The organism is Lutibacter sp. HS1-25 (genome assembly GCF_004121075.1).
Taxonomy (GTDB): domain Bacteria; phylum Bacteroidota; class Bacteroidia; order Flavobacteriales; family Flavobacteriaceae; genus Lutibacter.
In genome coordinates this window covers 51,653-67,367 of record NZ_RHLN01000144.1, presented here as the reverse complement: position 1 = coordinate 67,367, position 15,715 = coordinate 51,653, and the positions used below count along the sequence as shown (strand labels likewise).

At 33.0% G+C, this 15,715-nt stretch carries 7 protein-coding genes and 1 pseudogene; 2 read left to right on the top strand and 6 right to left on the bottom strand.

Going from position 1 to position 15,715, the window contains the following annotated elements:
- Window positions 1-30 precede the first annotated feature (30 nt).
- Window positions 31-3,306, bottom strand: coding sequence for a family 78 glycoside hydrolase catalytic domain (locus EC396_RS14420; RefSeq protein ID WP_164975319.1), 3,276 nt, complete (start codon window positions 3,304-3,306; stop codon window positions 31-33).
- A gap of 379 nt (window positions 3,307-3,685) precedes the next feature.
- On the opposite strand from EC396_RS14420, the pseudogene EC396_RS18310 reads away from it, so the two are divergent.
- A pseudogene (locus tag EC396_RS18310) lies at window positions 3,686-3,766 on the top strand (AraC family transcriptional regulator); the annotation flags it as partial.
- A gap of 660 nt (window positions 3,767-4,426) precedes the next feature.
- Here EC396_RS18310 and EC396_RS14410 read toward each other — a convergent pair.
- On the bottom strand, window positions 4,427-5,971 hold the full coding sequence (locus EC396_RS14410) for a T9SS type A sorting domain-containing protein (protein ID WP_129367336.1): 1,545 nt from the start codon (window positions 5,969-5,971) through the stop codon (window positions 4,427-4,429).
- A gap of 77 nt (window positions 5,972-6,048) precedes the next feature.
- Window positions 6,049-8,571: a family 78 glycoside hydrolase catalytic domain gene (locus EC396_RS14405; RefSeq protein WP_129367334.1), complete on the bottom strand. Its 2,523-nt coding sequence runs from the start codon at window positions 8,569-8,571 to the stop codon at window positions 6,049-6,051.
- Between the two features lie 481 nt (window positions 8,572-9,052).
- Between EC396_RS14405 and EC396_RS14400 the strand changes: the two genes are divergently transcribed.
- Window positions 9,053-9,940, top strand: coding sequence for an AraC family transcriptional regulator (locus EC396_RS14400; RefSeq protein ID WP_129367332.1), 888 nt, complete (start codon window positions 9,053-9,055; stop codon window positions 9,938-9,940).
- Window positions 9,941-9,977: 37 nt separating this feature from the next.
- Here EC396_RS14400 and EC396_RS14395 read toward each other — a convergent pair whose 3' ends face one another.
- The 3 genes from EC396_RS14395 to EC396_RS14385 form a co-directional block, all read right to left on the bottom strand.
- Window positions 9,978-12,614 (bottom strand): glycoside hydrolase family 3 protein, encoded by a 2,637-nt coding sequence (locus EC396_RS14395; RefSeq protein WP_129367330.1) that lies wholly within the window; start codon window positions 12,612-12,614, stop codon window positions 9,978-9,980.
- A gap of 27 nt (window positions 12,615-12,641) precedes the next feature.
- Window positions 12,642-14,021, bottom strand: coding sequence for an endo-1,4-beta-xylanase (locus EC396_RS14390; RefSeq protein WP_129367328.1), 1,380 nt, complete (start codon window positions 14,019-14,021; stop codon window positions 12,642-12,644).
- A 69-nt stretch (window positions 14,022-14,090) separates the two neighbouring features.
- Complete coding sequence (locus EC396_RS14385) at window positions 14,091-15,698, bottom strand: carbohydrate binding domain-containing protein (protein ID WP_129367326.1); 1,608 nt, start codon at window positions 15,696-15,698, stop codon at window positions 14,091-14,093.
- Window positions 15,699-15,715 lie beyond the last annotated feature (17 nt).

Below are 15,715 nucleotides of genomic sequence, written 5' to 3'. Positions count from 1 at the left end.
ATTTATCATACTAATTATAACCTAAAAAGGTTATTTCGAATTGCAAATTTTAATCTCTGAAATTGATACTGCTTTTTTAGCTTCAACAATAAAAATTCTACATTTTGAAGCAGTAACTGACTCGAAGCTATGCTCTTTATTAGCTCCACAATTTGTTTCACTTACAATATCTTTCCACGATCCATTTTCCCAATATTGAATTTTATATGCTGAAATATTATTTTCAACTTCATCAATAACCACTTTATTAAAAGTTTGTGGCTTTACCCATTCCACCTCTAAATATTGATTATTTAAGTCGTTAGCCAACCAACGCGTTTCAATATTTTCATCATTTGCTTTAAAGGCTTCAAAACCCGGTAACTTTTCAGTTTCAATAAACATAGACGATGCATTCATTCTTCCTAAAGTTGCTAAATTTTTTGAAGTTCCTAACGGTTCTGGATAGGTTACTTTTGGAAGTTCATTCACTTTAAAATCGTAAACCCCAGATACTACATTATATATTACGTAATTTCCAACAGCATCACTTTTTTCAGTACCTACAAAATTGACTCCTTCTGAATTTTCTGCTAAAACATCACCTTCTTTAACATTTTCTTTATCAACAGCAGGCAAATACACTTTAGCAGTTGTATTTACAGGAACTTCAATATGAAAAATTGCAGCGTTATCTTCCTTAGTCCAGTTTACTACCACATTTCCATACATGCTTTCGTATTCAGTATTTGCATAGGTTAAATCGCCCACTAATGCTGGTTTTATAATCATATGTTGCATTCCTAAACTTTCAGGGTTTGATCTAATACCGCCAAAACCTTTGATAAAATAACCACCAATACCAGTGTAACACGTATGAATTTGACTGTTTCCAACAGCAGACCAACGCTCTGGCCATACTGTTTTTCCTTGCTCAATAAAATAACCATAACTTGGATGATGCTTGTCTTGCAACAGTTCGTAAATTAAATCCATACGTTCACCCGATTCAATAAAATAACGTGTATACAATGCTTGACCAGAGCTACCTGTATCGTAATAAGGAAATTTATACAACACATTATCTACCAAATTATCATATACTTTTTGCTTTTCAGAATCTGGGGTAACACCCGATAACAAAGCAAAAGCTTGATTGACTTGTTGACCATTGCCATATTGTCCTGTTTCAGTATTGTAAGTCATTTTATGAGTAGCCTCTCGCTGTACTTTTAGACGATTTGCATAGGTTTTGGCATCTTCAGTTTTTCCTAATTCTAAAGCCATTTTTTCAGCATTATCAAGCATTACTGCATAAATACAATTGTTAAAATGAATGGCTTCAGGCGAGTTACTACTGGTCCAAAAATTTCCGCGAGGTGTACACCAATCGCCTAAACCAGGGAAAGTTCTCGACTCTTGTTTCCCTGTAATTAATGCACCACCTGTTTTATAATTAGAATTTTCAAACATCCAAGTCATCCATTTTTGCATGGACTCATAATTGTCTTCCAACACTTTTTTGTCGCCCAACATACTGTAAGTTTCCCAAACCGTTAACGGATTGTTAGCTTTCCACATTAAAAAAGGACGGTCGTTTTCATTTACAATACCACGTATTTGACCATCAGGCAATTGTGCATCTCGTGTAAATTGTAAATATTGATCCATATAGGCTCCACTTTCAAAATTTGGAAGTGCATCACCATACATAGCAGCTACAGTAACTTCACCCCAACCGCGTCTTTCACGATGTGGGCAATCGACCAAAATACCATCCATGGTATTTGCGATATAGGTGTCTAAATTTATTTGATAAATTTTGTTAAGCAGTTCACTTGAAGAATTGAACTTACTGATAAGTTTACGATTACTTGTTATAACATAACCTTTAACATCGGCCAAATTAGGCTGATAATTAAGTCCATAAACAGTAATCCAACGCCCACCAGCAACGTTAAATCGGTTTGCAAAAGTACCTTTACCCGATTTTCCAAAAATGTATTTGCTTTTTTGCTTCCAATTAGAACGCACATCTTCTACATCGCTAATTTCAAACAAAATAGAATCTCCTTCTTTACCTTGAAACAAGTCCATTTCAAAAAAACCTGTATAATTTTCACCCATATCTACTCGATACGTACCATCTTCATTTTTGGTGATAGCAATAGGCTTTATATTTTTGAATTTAACCTGAGGCTCAACCATTTGAGCACTTAATTGTGCGGTAATACTGCTAAATTTTCTATTTTGAAATTTATCTTTTCCTATTAATTTATCCTCTTTAACTATAACAGCGTCGTTTATTTCTTTTAGTTTCGCATTTAATTCTTCAGCATTATAAATACTTGCATAAGCCCAATCAGTGTCATTATAAGGAACGGTATTCCAATCATCTTCCTTTAATCTGTCATCTATAGTTTCACCACCAAAATCTAAAATATCCCAATCGCCATAATAAGCGCTATGGCTTTTTTTACATTTCCAAGTTTCATCAGTTCCTAAAACCATTTCACCGTTATTAGTTAAAATATTGGCTTGTGCTTTAAACACAAACGGTGGATTTCGATACTCGGTAATGCGATCCCATCTTGCCCAACCTGCTGCATGCCAAATGGCAATTACATTGTCGCCTTCATTTAAAAATTGAGTAATATCATAAGTTAAATAAGGAATTCGTTTTTTCATATAAGATGAAACAGGATTCATCACATTATCTGTTACCTTATTGCCATTTACGTACAATTCGTGATAACCAAAAGAACCTACATATACAAAAGCTGATATAGCTTTTGCGTCTAGCTTAAAAGTTTTTCTGTACCAGTTATGATCTGTTTTTTGTTGATCGCTTTTATAAATCCAATCTCCTTTCCAATCTTCTGGTTGTAAAAGTCCCATTGAGAATTTTCCAGTTTCACTCCAATTTGAAGCATTTCCTGAAACATCCCAAACCTTAACTTTCCAATAATATTGTTGACCAGATTTTAAGGCTTCCCCCTGATATACATTATTTACTGATGTTGAACTTTCTGTTTTTCCAGAATCCCAAATATCACCTTTATTACTTTCTAAATTTTGAATACTACTAGCTACCAAAATTTGATAAGCCGTTTGTTTTTGTCCGCGTGCTTTTTGAGCATCAACAATTTTCCAGTTAAAACGAGGAGTTGTATTGTCAATTCCTAAAGGATTGGAACGATATTCACATTTAATATCTGTTGTTAAAACTTTAGATGCAGGTTTACAACTTGTAATTAAAATTGCAGTTATTACAAGCAATAGTTTAAATAATTTATACATTTTGAGAGCGTTTGGTAGGTTTTTCATTTTTAAATTTAAAAGCATTTTTTGATTTCATTTATGTAAAACACTTATTTTTGTAAATATTTTTTAATTTTATTAAAATCCAAATTCTAACATCCGAAATAACATACTATAATTTAATGTTTTAGCTATTTATTTCATTCAGAATTGAGGCTAAAATTCGGCAATTAAATTTATATACCCAATTAACAATTTGACATTTAACTTGCACAAAATGATATGAAAAACATCTACCGAAAATACCTCATGGTTTTTGAACAAGATAAAAATAGGGATTTTTATGTGAATAGCCTTGAAAGGACTGTTATTGAAAAAAAAATACGCCATATCCTTCGATAGACCATCCGAATAATTATGTTTTTAGTTGGGATAAGGCTTTGAATCGGAATACTATTTTAACAGGCTTTTTAAACAAAAAACAGGTTTAACTCCAGGACAATTCAGAAATCACACTAAGATTTAAATACGAACTAAAACTTTCTCTAAACCTTTAATACTTCGAACAAACTTATGATTTGTTGGATGTGGGTATAGGAGCTGTCCATCTTGCAATAGGTCCTGCATCTTTATCGGGTACTGTTTGTACTTTTAAAAAAAATGAAAACAGCGCAAAACCAAAAAATTAGAAGAGGTTTAAAAATAATTTTATTAATAGTTGTTTTTTTTATTTATATTTTTTTGTGATCTTATAAAGAATTACTTAAAAAGATATTAAATAAGTGGTCAAAAGACGAATTCTAACTCTGGATAAAAGAATGATATGTTTCATTAAAATCATCTACTGTAAACAATCTCAAACAAAAGGTGGCACTATTTTACTACCAATCTTTATTAAACACCCTATTAGTTTGCTTGTCTTCAACATTAATAAGATAAAGTCCCGAATTAAACTTTTTATCTGTTTTTAATTTCTAAATTATAAATGTTAGTCTTCTTTTGGCAAATTAGCTTAGGTAAATCATTATCAATTTTACTAAATGAGGTTGTCTTTGGATTCAACAAAACTTGTTTTCACTATTTCAAAATTTCGAAAGTAATTGCAACTCGTAAACATAAAACAAATAGCGTGAAAGCATTATTAGCTGTTTTTTTAAGACGCCACTTCCTACTTAGTGCTATTATTTTAATAAATTACTAATTTTTTCAAGGTGTTATTTACTCTTACAAAGTAAAGACCTGTTTCTTTAAATTGATGAATTGGGATTTTGGTTTGATTTGAAAACTCTAAGGCTTCATAAATTTTTACTCCAAGTAAATTGAAAACTTCTATTTTTGATTCATTTGAATTTAGCTTTAAATGAATATCTGTATTAGTAGGATTAGGATACATTTCGAATTGAGAACTATCCTTTAATGTAAATTCAGGATTTGATAGCGTTTGATAGTAGGTATCAAGCTGCGTAAATGCCGTCTTTATTTGAGCTGGAGTACCATACAAAAGAATGCTTTCCTGACGAAATTTTTCGTAAACACCTGGATTAGTAGCTGATAGTATAGACTTATCGATTAGCCCTTTAAATCTTTTTCTAAAACCAATCCAAGACATAGAAGGAGTTCTATAAGGAATATCCAAATAAAAATTCTCTGTTGTTCTATCGTCGCTGTATGCTTCTGATCCATCCGATTCGTTTATACCGACAACATCAAAAGTATTTATAGTTGTATCTGGTAGGTAAAAACCTAAAGCATGGCCACTATTTTCATTATTCGAATCTGCCACAATAAAACGTAATTTGTAATTGGAGATATCGCCATTGAAAGTCCCTTGACGTTGCACGATTTCCCAAGAGTTATCATTTTTTTGAGCATATCTGTATATAGGATTCCATATAGCAACATCGGTTCTTATACTCCAGGAATAACTAACATAATTTAAATTGGTTGTACTACCCGGGTAAATACCCTCTGGAAATTGAGTAGATATATCTGTTGGTAGCTTATCAGGACTCCACTTGCCAACAGCGGTTAAAGCAGGAATATTAAATTGATTCATAGGTGAATTGGGCAAGGTTGAAGACCGCACAAATCGATATTCTAAATAATGGCGAATGGCCGGAATACTTAAATTGGCGGTATTCTTTATATTTTCGTATTCACAATAAAAATCGAAATCACTGTAAACTTCGGCAGCTTGCTGAGTGTAAGTTATTCCATTAATGGTGACAGATAGGTTTTCTTCCTCAATATTATCTTGGTCATTATTATTATCTACAATATTGGGATGATCTGAAACAATATTTTCCCATCGTGTATAGTCAAATTGCCCATCGCCATTATATAAAGCACAGCCTCTTGATGGGACAACAATTTTACCATTGGTTTTTACAACTTCGCAAACGGTACCACCTTCATCACTAAACCCTGCTTGGGTTGGATTATATTGACCTCCACGAGACAAATCGCGAATTGAAGATTGTCCACCTCTTCCATATCTTTGTGCCTGAATACCCATTGTATTTCCTATTCCGGGAATACTTACTTCGGTAATATAACCACCACCATTACTATTTACCCCTAAGGTAAAATTACCCGATTGAATGGTATCTGTTATGGCTCTTCGCTTTGATACATTATCCGCAATTATTTCAAAATTCTGCCCAAAAAAAGATTTACTGTAAAATAATGCAACAATTATTAAAAAAAATCTAACATGTAATTTTCTATTCATATTTTTTATATTTTATTCGGTTTTAAGTCCTACCCAAAGCATCAAAAACATTGATTTGTTCATTTTTAAATGTTTCATTAAAGCTTTTTTATTCTTATAGTGTAGAAACCTGATGACAGACTAAACACATTGGCATTAGCAGCTTTATTGTTTAATATAATTTGTTCTTTTTGATACAATGGTAATTGAATGTCGGCTTGAGAATTGGCAGGCACAGTAACAACCCAAACAACTTCTTTTCCTTCTTTTCTCCAAGAACTTATAATTTTTCCTTGTGGTGATTTATGTGAAACCTCAACCCAATCAACACCCTTTAAAAATGTAGGTCGTAAATAGAAGTGCTTGAATCCTGGATAATCTTCATTTGGTCTAATACCACCTAAACTTTCATGAAAGGATGCCGCAAATCCACTATGCATTGGATGATTAAACGAACTTCTAAAATATCGTTTCTCCTTGTCCCAATTTGCTGGATTCTCGGGCCAAGTTGTTAAATTATGTTCTTCAGTTAAAAAACCTAAACTCGGATAGTTTGTAATACTCCAAAGGTGTTTTGTAACTTCTTCATGCCCATAATCGTTAAGCACTGTGTATAGTGGTCGGTGACCAAAAATACCAGCTGTATAATGTCCGTTCTTATCTTGCATTATCAATTGCGCCAAATTATCAGCCACGGCTTGTTCTTTTCCTTCAGGAACTAAACCAGAATATAACGCAAATGCATTACCTGTTTGAGATCCAAAAGAATTAGTTTCAATATTAAAATAGTTATCATTAAAAGCCTTTTTAACTATGAATGCTTTTTTAGCATACATTGCAGCTAGTTCATCTTTATTTAATACACTTGCCATTTTTTGCATCGCTATTAACGATTGATAATACAATGCTGTTGATGTTAATGCAGGCGGTGTATCCATTTCAGCATTACTACCCGGAGGACACCAATCTCCAAAACCCCCATCAATAATACCCTGATTTTGTACCTTTTCATCTAAATAAGCCATCCAACCTACCATCATATTCCAAGCATTTTGTACAATAACTTTATCTCCATGATAAACATATGAAAACCAAGGAATCATTACCGTAGCAGCACCCCAATCTGGCCTGGCTTGTAAACACAAGCGTTTTCCTACTGAAATATTAGAAGGCGCACGCAAATCATAAGGAAAAGAATCTTTGAAATGTGCTTTTGATACACCTAAAACAGATTGTGTATCTGCTGAAGTTTTTCGCCAAAGACGTTTAAGGTCAAAATTAAAGCTTGCTGCCTCAGCTACAACATAAGCGTCACCCATCCAAGCACAGCGTTCACGATGTGGACAATCACTTAATAGACCTTGAAGATTATCTTCAATGGTCCACATAGAAACATTATAAAATGTATTAATAAGTTCATTAGAACATTTAAAAGTCCCTATCCTCTCTACATCTGAGCGCACCAACCAACCTGTAAATTGAGTGATGTCTGGCTTTTTACTTAGCCCTTCAATTTGTACATATCGAAATCCATGATACGTAAAACGAGGTTCCCAGTTTTCAACACCTTTTCCTTTACATATATACATATCAGTTTGAGTGTTTCCAGTTACGTGAATTCCTGTTGAAGCAGGGTCTATGTTTTGTTTGTTTGGCATTAGATGTTCAGCAAAACGCATTTTAACAACAGTACCTTCTACTTCTTGAACGTTCATAGCTAACCAACCCGTCATATTCTGCCCCATATCAATAATCCAACCTTTTTCAGCAGGAAGCACAGCAATAGGTGTTACTTTGCGAATTTTACGCATAGGTTCTATATCTTGCTCTAACAAATTATCGGTTGGAGCTGTCATTAACTCAGCGCTTTCCCAAGATGAAGCATCAAAAGAAGAACTACACCAGCCTTCTATTTCTTTTCTTGCATCATACGTTTCGCCAAGATATATATTATCAAAAAGAATTGGCCCACTATTCGCCTTCCAACTTTCATCTGTTACAATTTTTTCTGAAGTACCATCTGCATAAATAATCGTTAACACTAATATAGCCCTAGGTTTCCCGTAACTTAACCCTTCAGAAAATGCCATATTCTGCCCAAAAAAACCATTTCCAAGCATTAAACCAATAGCATTGTCTTTATTCGTAATATGTTCTGTTACATCGTGCACCACAAAAAATGCACGTTTATCATATGAAGTTTGTGCTGGATCTAACACGTGATCACCAACTTTTTTACCATTTAAATACAATTCATACAAACCCAATCCGCATACAGCAACTGTTGCTTCTTTTATTTTTTTTGAAAGTGTGAATTTTTTACGTAAAAGTGGTGAAGGATTTACTTTACGCTGAGAAGGTTTTAAGTCTTCTGGCGTAGGTTCCCAGGTATTAATATCAAATGGAGGTCTATTAAAAATTAAATCTCTAACCGCCCATTTTTCCAAACGATTGTCTTTTGTAAATCCAATCCATTTAGCGCGACTCCAGTCGATATCTTTAGAAATCTTAATAGTTCCTTTAGCTTGTTTCGTTTCCAATCTTATCGATTTGGCATTTATAAACAGAAAACACATACCGACTAAAGAACCAGCTAAGATTAAATAGTTTCTATACTTCATGATATTAACTTTCACTTAAAATACACTTCAAATTATACAATCACAGGTTTATCCTTAGCACTATATACAAACAATCTCCATTTTTTAGCTAAAACCTCTTTAAAACTATGATTTTCAACAATTCAACAGAAATTCCATTAGCTATATCTTACCAATTATTTCCCTTCATTGATTATATTCACAATTTTTCATTAAAAATAAAAACTATTATTAACAATTGGTTGAATTATTTATAAATTTTAAGAGTATTTGGTAGGTTTTTCATTTTTAAATTTAAAAGCATTTTTTGATTTAATTTATGTAAAACACTTATTTTTGTAAATATTTATAAATTTTATTGAAATCCAAATTCTAACATCCGAAATAACATACTATAATTTAATGTTTTAGCTATTTATTTCATTCAGAATTGAGGCTAAAATTCGGTAATTATATTTATATACCCAATTAACAATTTGACATTTAACTTGCACAAAATGATATGAAAAACATATACCGAAAATACCTCATGGTTTTTGAACAAGATAAAAATTGGGGTTTTTATGTAAATAATTTAGGAAGAACAATTTTTGAGAAAAATTTAGACTACCCATCTAAAGACCATCCTGATAACTATGTTTTTACCTGGGACAAAGGAAGAACTTTAGATGAATTTCACCTGGTACTTATTACCAAAGGAGAAGGTGTTTTTGATAGTAATGAAACCGGAATTATCAAGATTTCAGATGGCGATGTTTTTTTACTATTTCCAGGTGTATGGCATCGTTACAAACCTTTAAAAAAAACAGGTTGGACAGAGCGTTGGGTGGGGTTTTCTGGTGAAATAGCACAACAATTCCTTTCGAATGGTTTTTTTACACCAAACGAACCTATTATTTCTAAATGTAACAAACCTGCTGTATTGAACCATTTCAATGCGCTTTTTAAACTTTTTGATGAAGAATCCTTTGGATTTCAACGGTTAGCTTCGGGAATTTGCCTTCAATTAATGGCAGAACTTTACAATATAAAACAAGGAGGAAATAAAATTAAAGACCTTAACTCTATGGTGTCACGTGCAAAAAGTTTGATGTACCAAAACATTTACAAATCAATTGATTTGGTAAAAATTGCATCAAAATTGGGCGTTAGCTATTCTAAATTTAGATTGGATTTTAAAAAGCAAACAGGTGTATCACCTTTACAATATTACTTATTGCTTAAAATAGAAAAATCGAAGGAGTTATTGTTAAACACCGATAAAAATCAAAAAGAAATTGCCTTTGAACTAGGATTTGAATCGGATTATTATTTTAACAGACTTTTTAAACAAAAAACAGGTTTGACACCAGGGCAGTTTAGAAAAACTCAGGATCAATTACAACCCTGAGTTTTAAACATTTACAAACTTTGTATTAAGATAGGAGTTATTTTACAATACTGTAAGGTGCTCCTTTTAAATAAATAGTTTTCGCTAGTACTTTACCTTCTTTTTCTCTTTCATTTGAAAATTGCATACCTCCAACAGAAATACGAATTTCTTGGGCTGTAACTTCTAATTTATGACTATTTAAATTTACTTTAGCCAGCTGCTTTGGGGTAATTTGGAACTGAACTGTTTTTGTTTCTCCAACTTTTAAATAAGTTCGTTCAAAACCAACTAGGGTATTTAATGGATTAAAACCATCATCATCTCTTTTAAAATACAATTGAACAACTTCATCTCCATCAAACTTTCCTGTATTGGTAACATCAACTTTTACAGTTATTTTTTCTGAAGTATTGTTGTTTTCTAAAACCTCTAGATTTTTGTATTCAAAAGTTGAAAAACTTAAACCAAAACCAAAATCATATAAAGGTTTTCCTTTAAAATAACGATAAGTTTTACCTTGCATATTGTAATTATCAAAAGCAGAAATATCATTAATATCTTTATAAAAAGTTAATGGCAATCTACCTGCCGGATTGTAATCGCCAAACAACACATCAGCAATTGCTGTTCCACCTGACTGGCCAGGATACCAAGCTTCAACAATTGCAGGAATATTATCTTGCTCCCAATTAACAGCTACTGCACTTCCATTTAATAAAACCAACACCATAGGTTTCCCTAATTTTTTTAGTTCTTTCATCAAATTGGTTTGTACAGTAGGCAATTTAATATCTAACCTATCTCCGTGAGCAAATCCATCTACTTTCACTTTCATTTCTTCACCTTCTAAAAGCGGACTTAAACCCATACATAAAATAATGACTTCAGATTCTTTAGCAAGTTGAATTGCATCTTCCTCTAAATTTTTAACCGGAGCTTGCCACAACAACTGCATCATTGCGTGCTCGGAGTTATCTTGCTTGTATTCTAATTTAATTTCATACGATTTTCCTGCCTCTAAATTCACATATTCGTACTCTTTTCTTGGATGATGAACATCTTCTCTTGCTACTAACAATTTGTTGTTTATATACAATTTCATTCCTGAAAAAGCTTCACCACCAATAGCATAATACCCTGTTTCTTTAACCGATATAAAGCCTGTCCAACGAACAGAAAAATGATCGTAACTCATATCTTCAAAAGGAGCAGTTGTACCCCATACGAAATCTATTTTTTCATCAACTCTATTATGAATTGGTTCTCCTGAAAAATCAATATTGTTAAAATACGCACCTTTTAAACCGTTAACCAACATATCATCTGAAGTAAATAACACTTTAGACGGTAAAATTTCAAAAATTGGCAAACCTTCAGCCAAAGGCGTACCAACCGCATACTTAACTTCAGCATTTGGTAATTTTTGTTGAATACCTTTTAACGGTGTAATTGGGTTTGATGGAAAACCATTGTAATTTGCCAATAAAGTTTCTAAATCATTGGCATTTGGACCAATTACAGCAACCTTTTTAACATCTTTACTTAAAGGAAGTATATTGTTTTCATTTTTTAATAAAACAATAGATTTTCTTGCAGTTTCTAAGGCTAACAATCTGTGTTTTTCAGAATCTACTACATCAAAAGGAATTGCTTCATACTTAACAGCTCCTTCTGGAGCAAATAATCCTAATTTTAAACGAGCAACCAACAAACGTTCTACTGAAACTTCCAACTCCTGTTCCGTAATATGTCCGTTTTTAACAGCTTCTACCAAAGAAGGGTATGAATCGCCACAATTTAAATCAGTTCCAGCTTTTACAGCCATTGCAGATGCTTCTTGTTGCGTTTCTGTTATTTCGTGCGCGCCTTTGGTGTAAAAATCTTTAATTGCCCAACAGTCTGAAACTATATAACCTTTAAAACCCCACTCTTTACGTAATAAATCGCTTAATTGAGAATTTCCACAACAAGGCAGGCCATTGTAGCTATTGTAAGCACACATAACCGAATACACATTTGCTTCTTTTATTACTTTTTCAAACTGAGGGCTATAGGTATTTATCATATCAAAAGCCGTAGGTTCTGCATTAAAACGATGTCTATCAAACTCAGGACCACTATGCACTACAAAATGTTTTGCAGTAGCCACCAATTTTAAATATTTTGCATCATCACCTTGCAAACCTTTGATAAACTGAACTCCTAATTCTCCAGTTAAATAAGGATCTTCACCATAAGTTTCCATTCCTCGTCCCCAACGTGGATCTCTAAAAATATTGATATTTGGTGTCCAAAATGTTAAACCTTGATAAATTCCTCTTTTTCCTCTTGAAGCAAATTCGTGATGCTTAGCTCGTGCTTCATCAGAAATAGCTGTGGCAACATTAAACATTTGTTGCTTATCCCACATTGCTCCCATTCCAATCGCTTGCGGAAACACTGTAGCGTTTCCGGCTCTTGCAACTCCGTGCAAACATTCATTCCACCAATTATGAGCAGGAATTTCCAAACGATCAATCGCTGGTGATTCATAACTCATTTGAGATACCTTTTCATCTAATGTCATTAAAGAAACCAAATATTTGGCTCTATCTTCAAATGACAATGAATCATCTTTATGTGGAGGAATTTTAGACATACACGAAGTTATTAAGAGTACTGTTATTAATATTAAAGATAACTTTAATTTCATTTTTATAAAATTTTAATTGTTTATTATTTACTTCAATCCTTCTAAAAACCCAGTATGCGCTTTTTTAATTTCAAAATTTGAATCGTAAAGCAACGGCCATTCATTATAATTATCATAAAATGGTAATAACCAAGACTCGTTGTCTTTCATTCCCCAAACTGAAATTGCATATTTATTTGCTTGAGGAATTGCATTATAAACTGCTACCACTTCTTTTATTTTATTCTTTTGAGCTATAGCTCTTTCTTCTGTTAATGTAGTAATATCTTTGTTTGGATTTGCACGTACATCTAATTCGGAAAAATGAAGTTTTAAACCTCTATCTAAAGCTTTATTTACCGCTGTTTCCATTTGATTAACAGACGGACTATTGTACTGAATATGCATTTGAAAACCAATACCATCAATAGGTACGTTATTTGTTTTCATATCATCAATTAATTTAAAAATAGCTGTTTGCTTAGTATCATTTGTTGTAACTGAATAATCATTATAAAACAACAACACATCTGGATCTGCTTCACGTGCAAACTGGAAACATTTTGCTACATAGTTATCACCCATTTTTTCACTAAATACTGTTTGTCTTAACGTTCCACCAGCATCATTTATTGCCTCATTTACAACATCCCAAGAAGTCACTTTCCCTTTATATCGTGTTAAAACTGCTGTAATATAATCTTTCACCTCTTGTTCAAACTCGGCATTGGTTCCTGTATAGTTTTTTAACCAATCTGGCACAGAATTGTGCCAAACCAACGCGTGTCCGTGTACATTAATTCCGTTTGCAATTGCATAATCAACAATAGCATCAGACTTAGACCAATCGTAATTTCCTTTTGTAGGAAGAATGATGTTCATTTTCATCTCATACTCTGCTGTAATACTAGAAAATTCACGTTTTAAAATTTCATCGTATTTAGAACCACTTGTTAATTGATCTGCTTTAACAGACATACCAACAAAAAAGGTAGTTGCAGCATCTTTTAATGCTTTTACTGGCTCTGGACCTCCACCTGCTAAAGTGGTTACTTGAATAACCCCAGAATTACTAGATGTTTCTTCACTATTTACAGCTCTAACTCTAAAAAAATAATCAGTAGTCTCATCTAAACCATAAACTTCTTCATTAAAAGTTGTCAATGATTTTGCTTGATAACCAGCTAAAAAAGTTTCGAAATTCTTATCTTTTGAAATATCTAACTCATAACTATCAGCCTTATAGACTCTTGTCCAACTTGCTGTAAAACCACTTGATGTAACATCATACGCTCCACTAGTTATAGGACTACCTAAACCTATAGAACTTGCTATATCTGTATCATCTCCTGGATCGGCGCAATTTACCAACGCAAACAAACTTCCAATCAACAAAAGATACATACTTTTTATAAATTTTATTTTCATTATTTCATTTTTTGAAGGGTTGCTCAACTAGTAAGCAACCCAAATTAACTCAATTTCTACTGTCCTTAATTATATTTTCTCTTTTAGCTCTATATCATCTATATAAAAAGTTGCTTGAGACACGCCCATATCTAGCACCAACCTTGTAGAAGCATCATTTGCCGTAAAATCCCAAGTTACTTGTTGCCATTCTGAAGTTACCGTATAATCTGGTCCATATAAAGCTCCTGCTGCTGCATTTGTTGAAAAACGAACGGTTGCTGTTTGACCTTTAATCCACATAGAAGCAGTATACTCTTTACCAACTTCCACACCAACCGGATCACTCACAAATTGCGAATCCCAAGAGTTTCCTGCTGCTGCATTTACCACTTTTAAAGATCTTGCACCTCCGTGAATTTCAGTTGTTTCAGCTGTCATTCTATCGGCACCATTCCACATACCCCAATTCTCAAAATTATTACCATCACCTAATTCTAAATCGCCATTTGGTAAAATATTTTTTGGACCTGTTGGAGGCAATCTTGATGGTTGCTCTGTTTCGTATACTTGCCATCTAATATTATCAAATTGAACAACAGACGGATTTGGTGTACCTGAATTTTGATTGATACTAACTTTAACTTGATTTAAACTTGCTGGATTTGCATCTCCATTACCTTGATTCCCTGGATCATAATTTTTCCCAAAATCGGCTACTAAACCTTCCATAGTTTGCCAGCCATCGGTTTGTATTACATAATTAAATGCCCAGTTTACACCATCGGTATCAACTATAAAAACATCTACGCTTGTACCAATTGCTCCATTAGCGTTCACATCCATTAAATACACTACTTTATTAGGATTTGATTCACTCATCATTAAAGCTCCTGCATCTGATTGGCAACCGTTATAACCGTTTGCAGTTGCACCTGTCCAAGTTAACTCGCCATAATTACCCGAAATTCCACCTACATTACTGTACCCTAACGTATTGTAATCTCCGTAAGGAATCCAATTGTTATTAGGTCTTAGTCCGCCACCATCAAAATCGGCTACAATTACCTCTTCAAAACCTAAATAAATATCCAAGTTTTTAGAAATTGTTCCACCCGCTGTAATAATTTCCAATTCACCTCCTTGTGTTAATTCCGCAGGAATAGTAAATACTAATTGCTCAGGAGAAGCTACTGTAAATTCCATTGATTCTCCTTGATAAACAACATCTAACACATTGTAAAACCACTCGCCATTTACTGTAACCGGCATACCAACTGTTGGTCTTTCTGGATTAAAACTTCCTATGAATGGTTTTGGTTGTAAAATTTCAAAATCTGACTGAAAAGTTGTTCCATCTTCATTTGTAAATGTTATTTTTTGGTTTCCAAATTTACTTCCTTTTGCTTCATCAAATGGTACAGAAAAAGCAATTGCTAAGTTTGAATTAAATACCGGATTGAATAAAACTTCAATAGTTCCATCAAAAATTATGGATTTAATATTTTGAAGATCTTCTCCTTCAGCCATTACTACATCGCCAGGAAACCCTTTGTTTGTTCCTATTGCTGTATTGGCAGAATAAATTCCATCTACAACAGGATTGAGCATATCATCATTATCGCAAGCTGTAAAAACCAACGCACTTGTTATAAAGATGAATAAATACTTTATATATTTTAATTTTATTGTATTCATAATTTTTATCGTTTAAC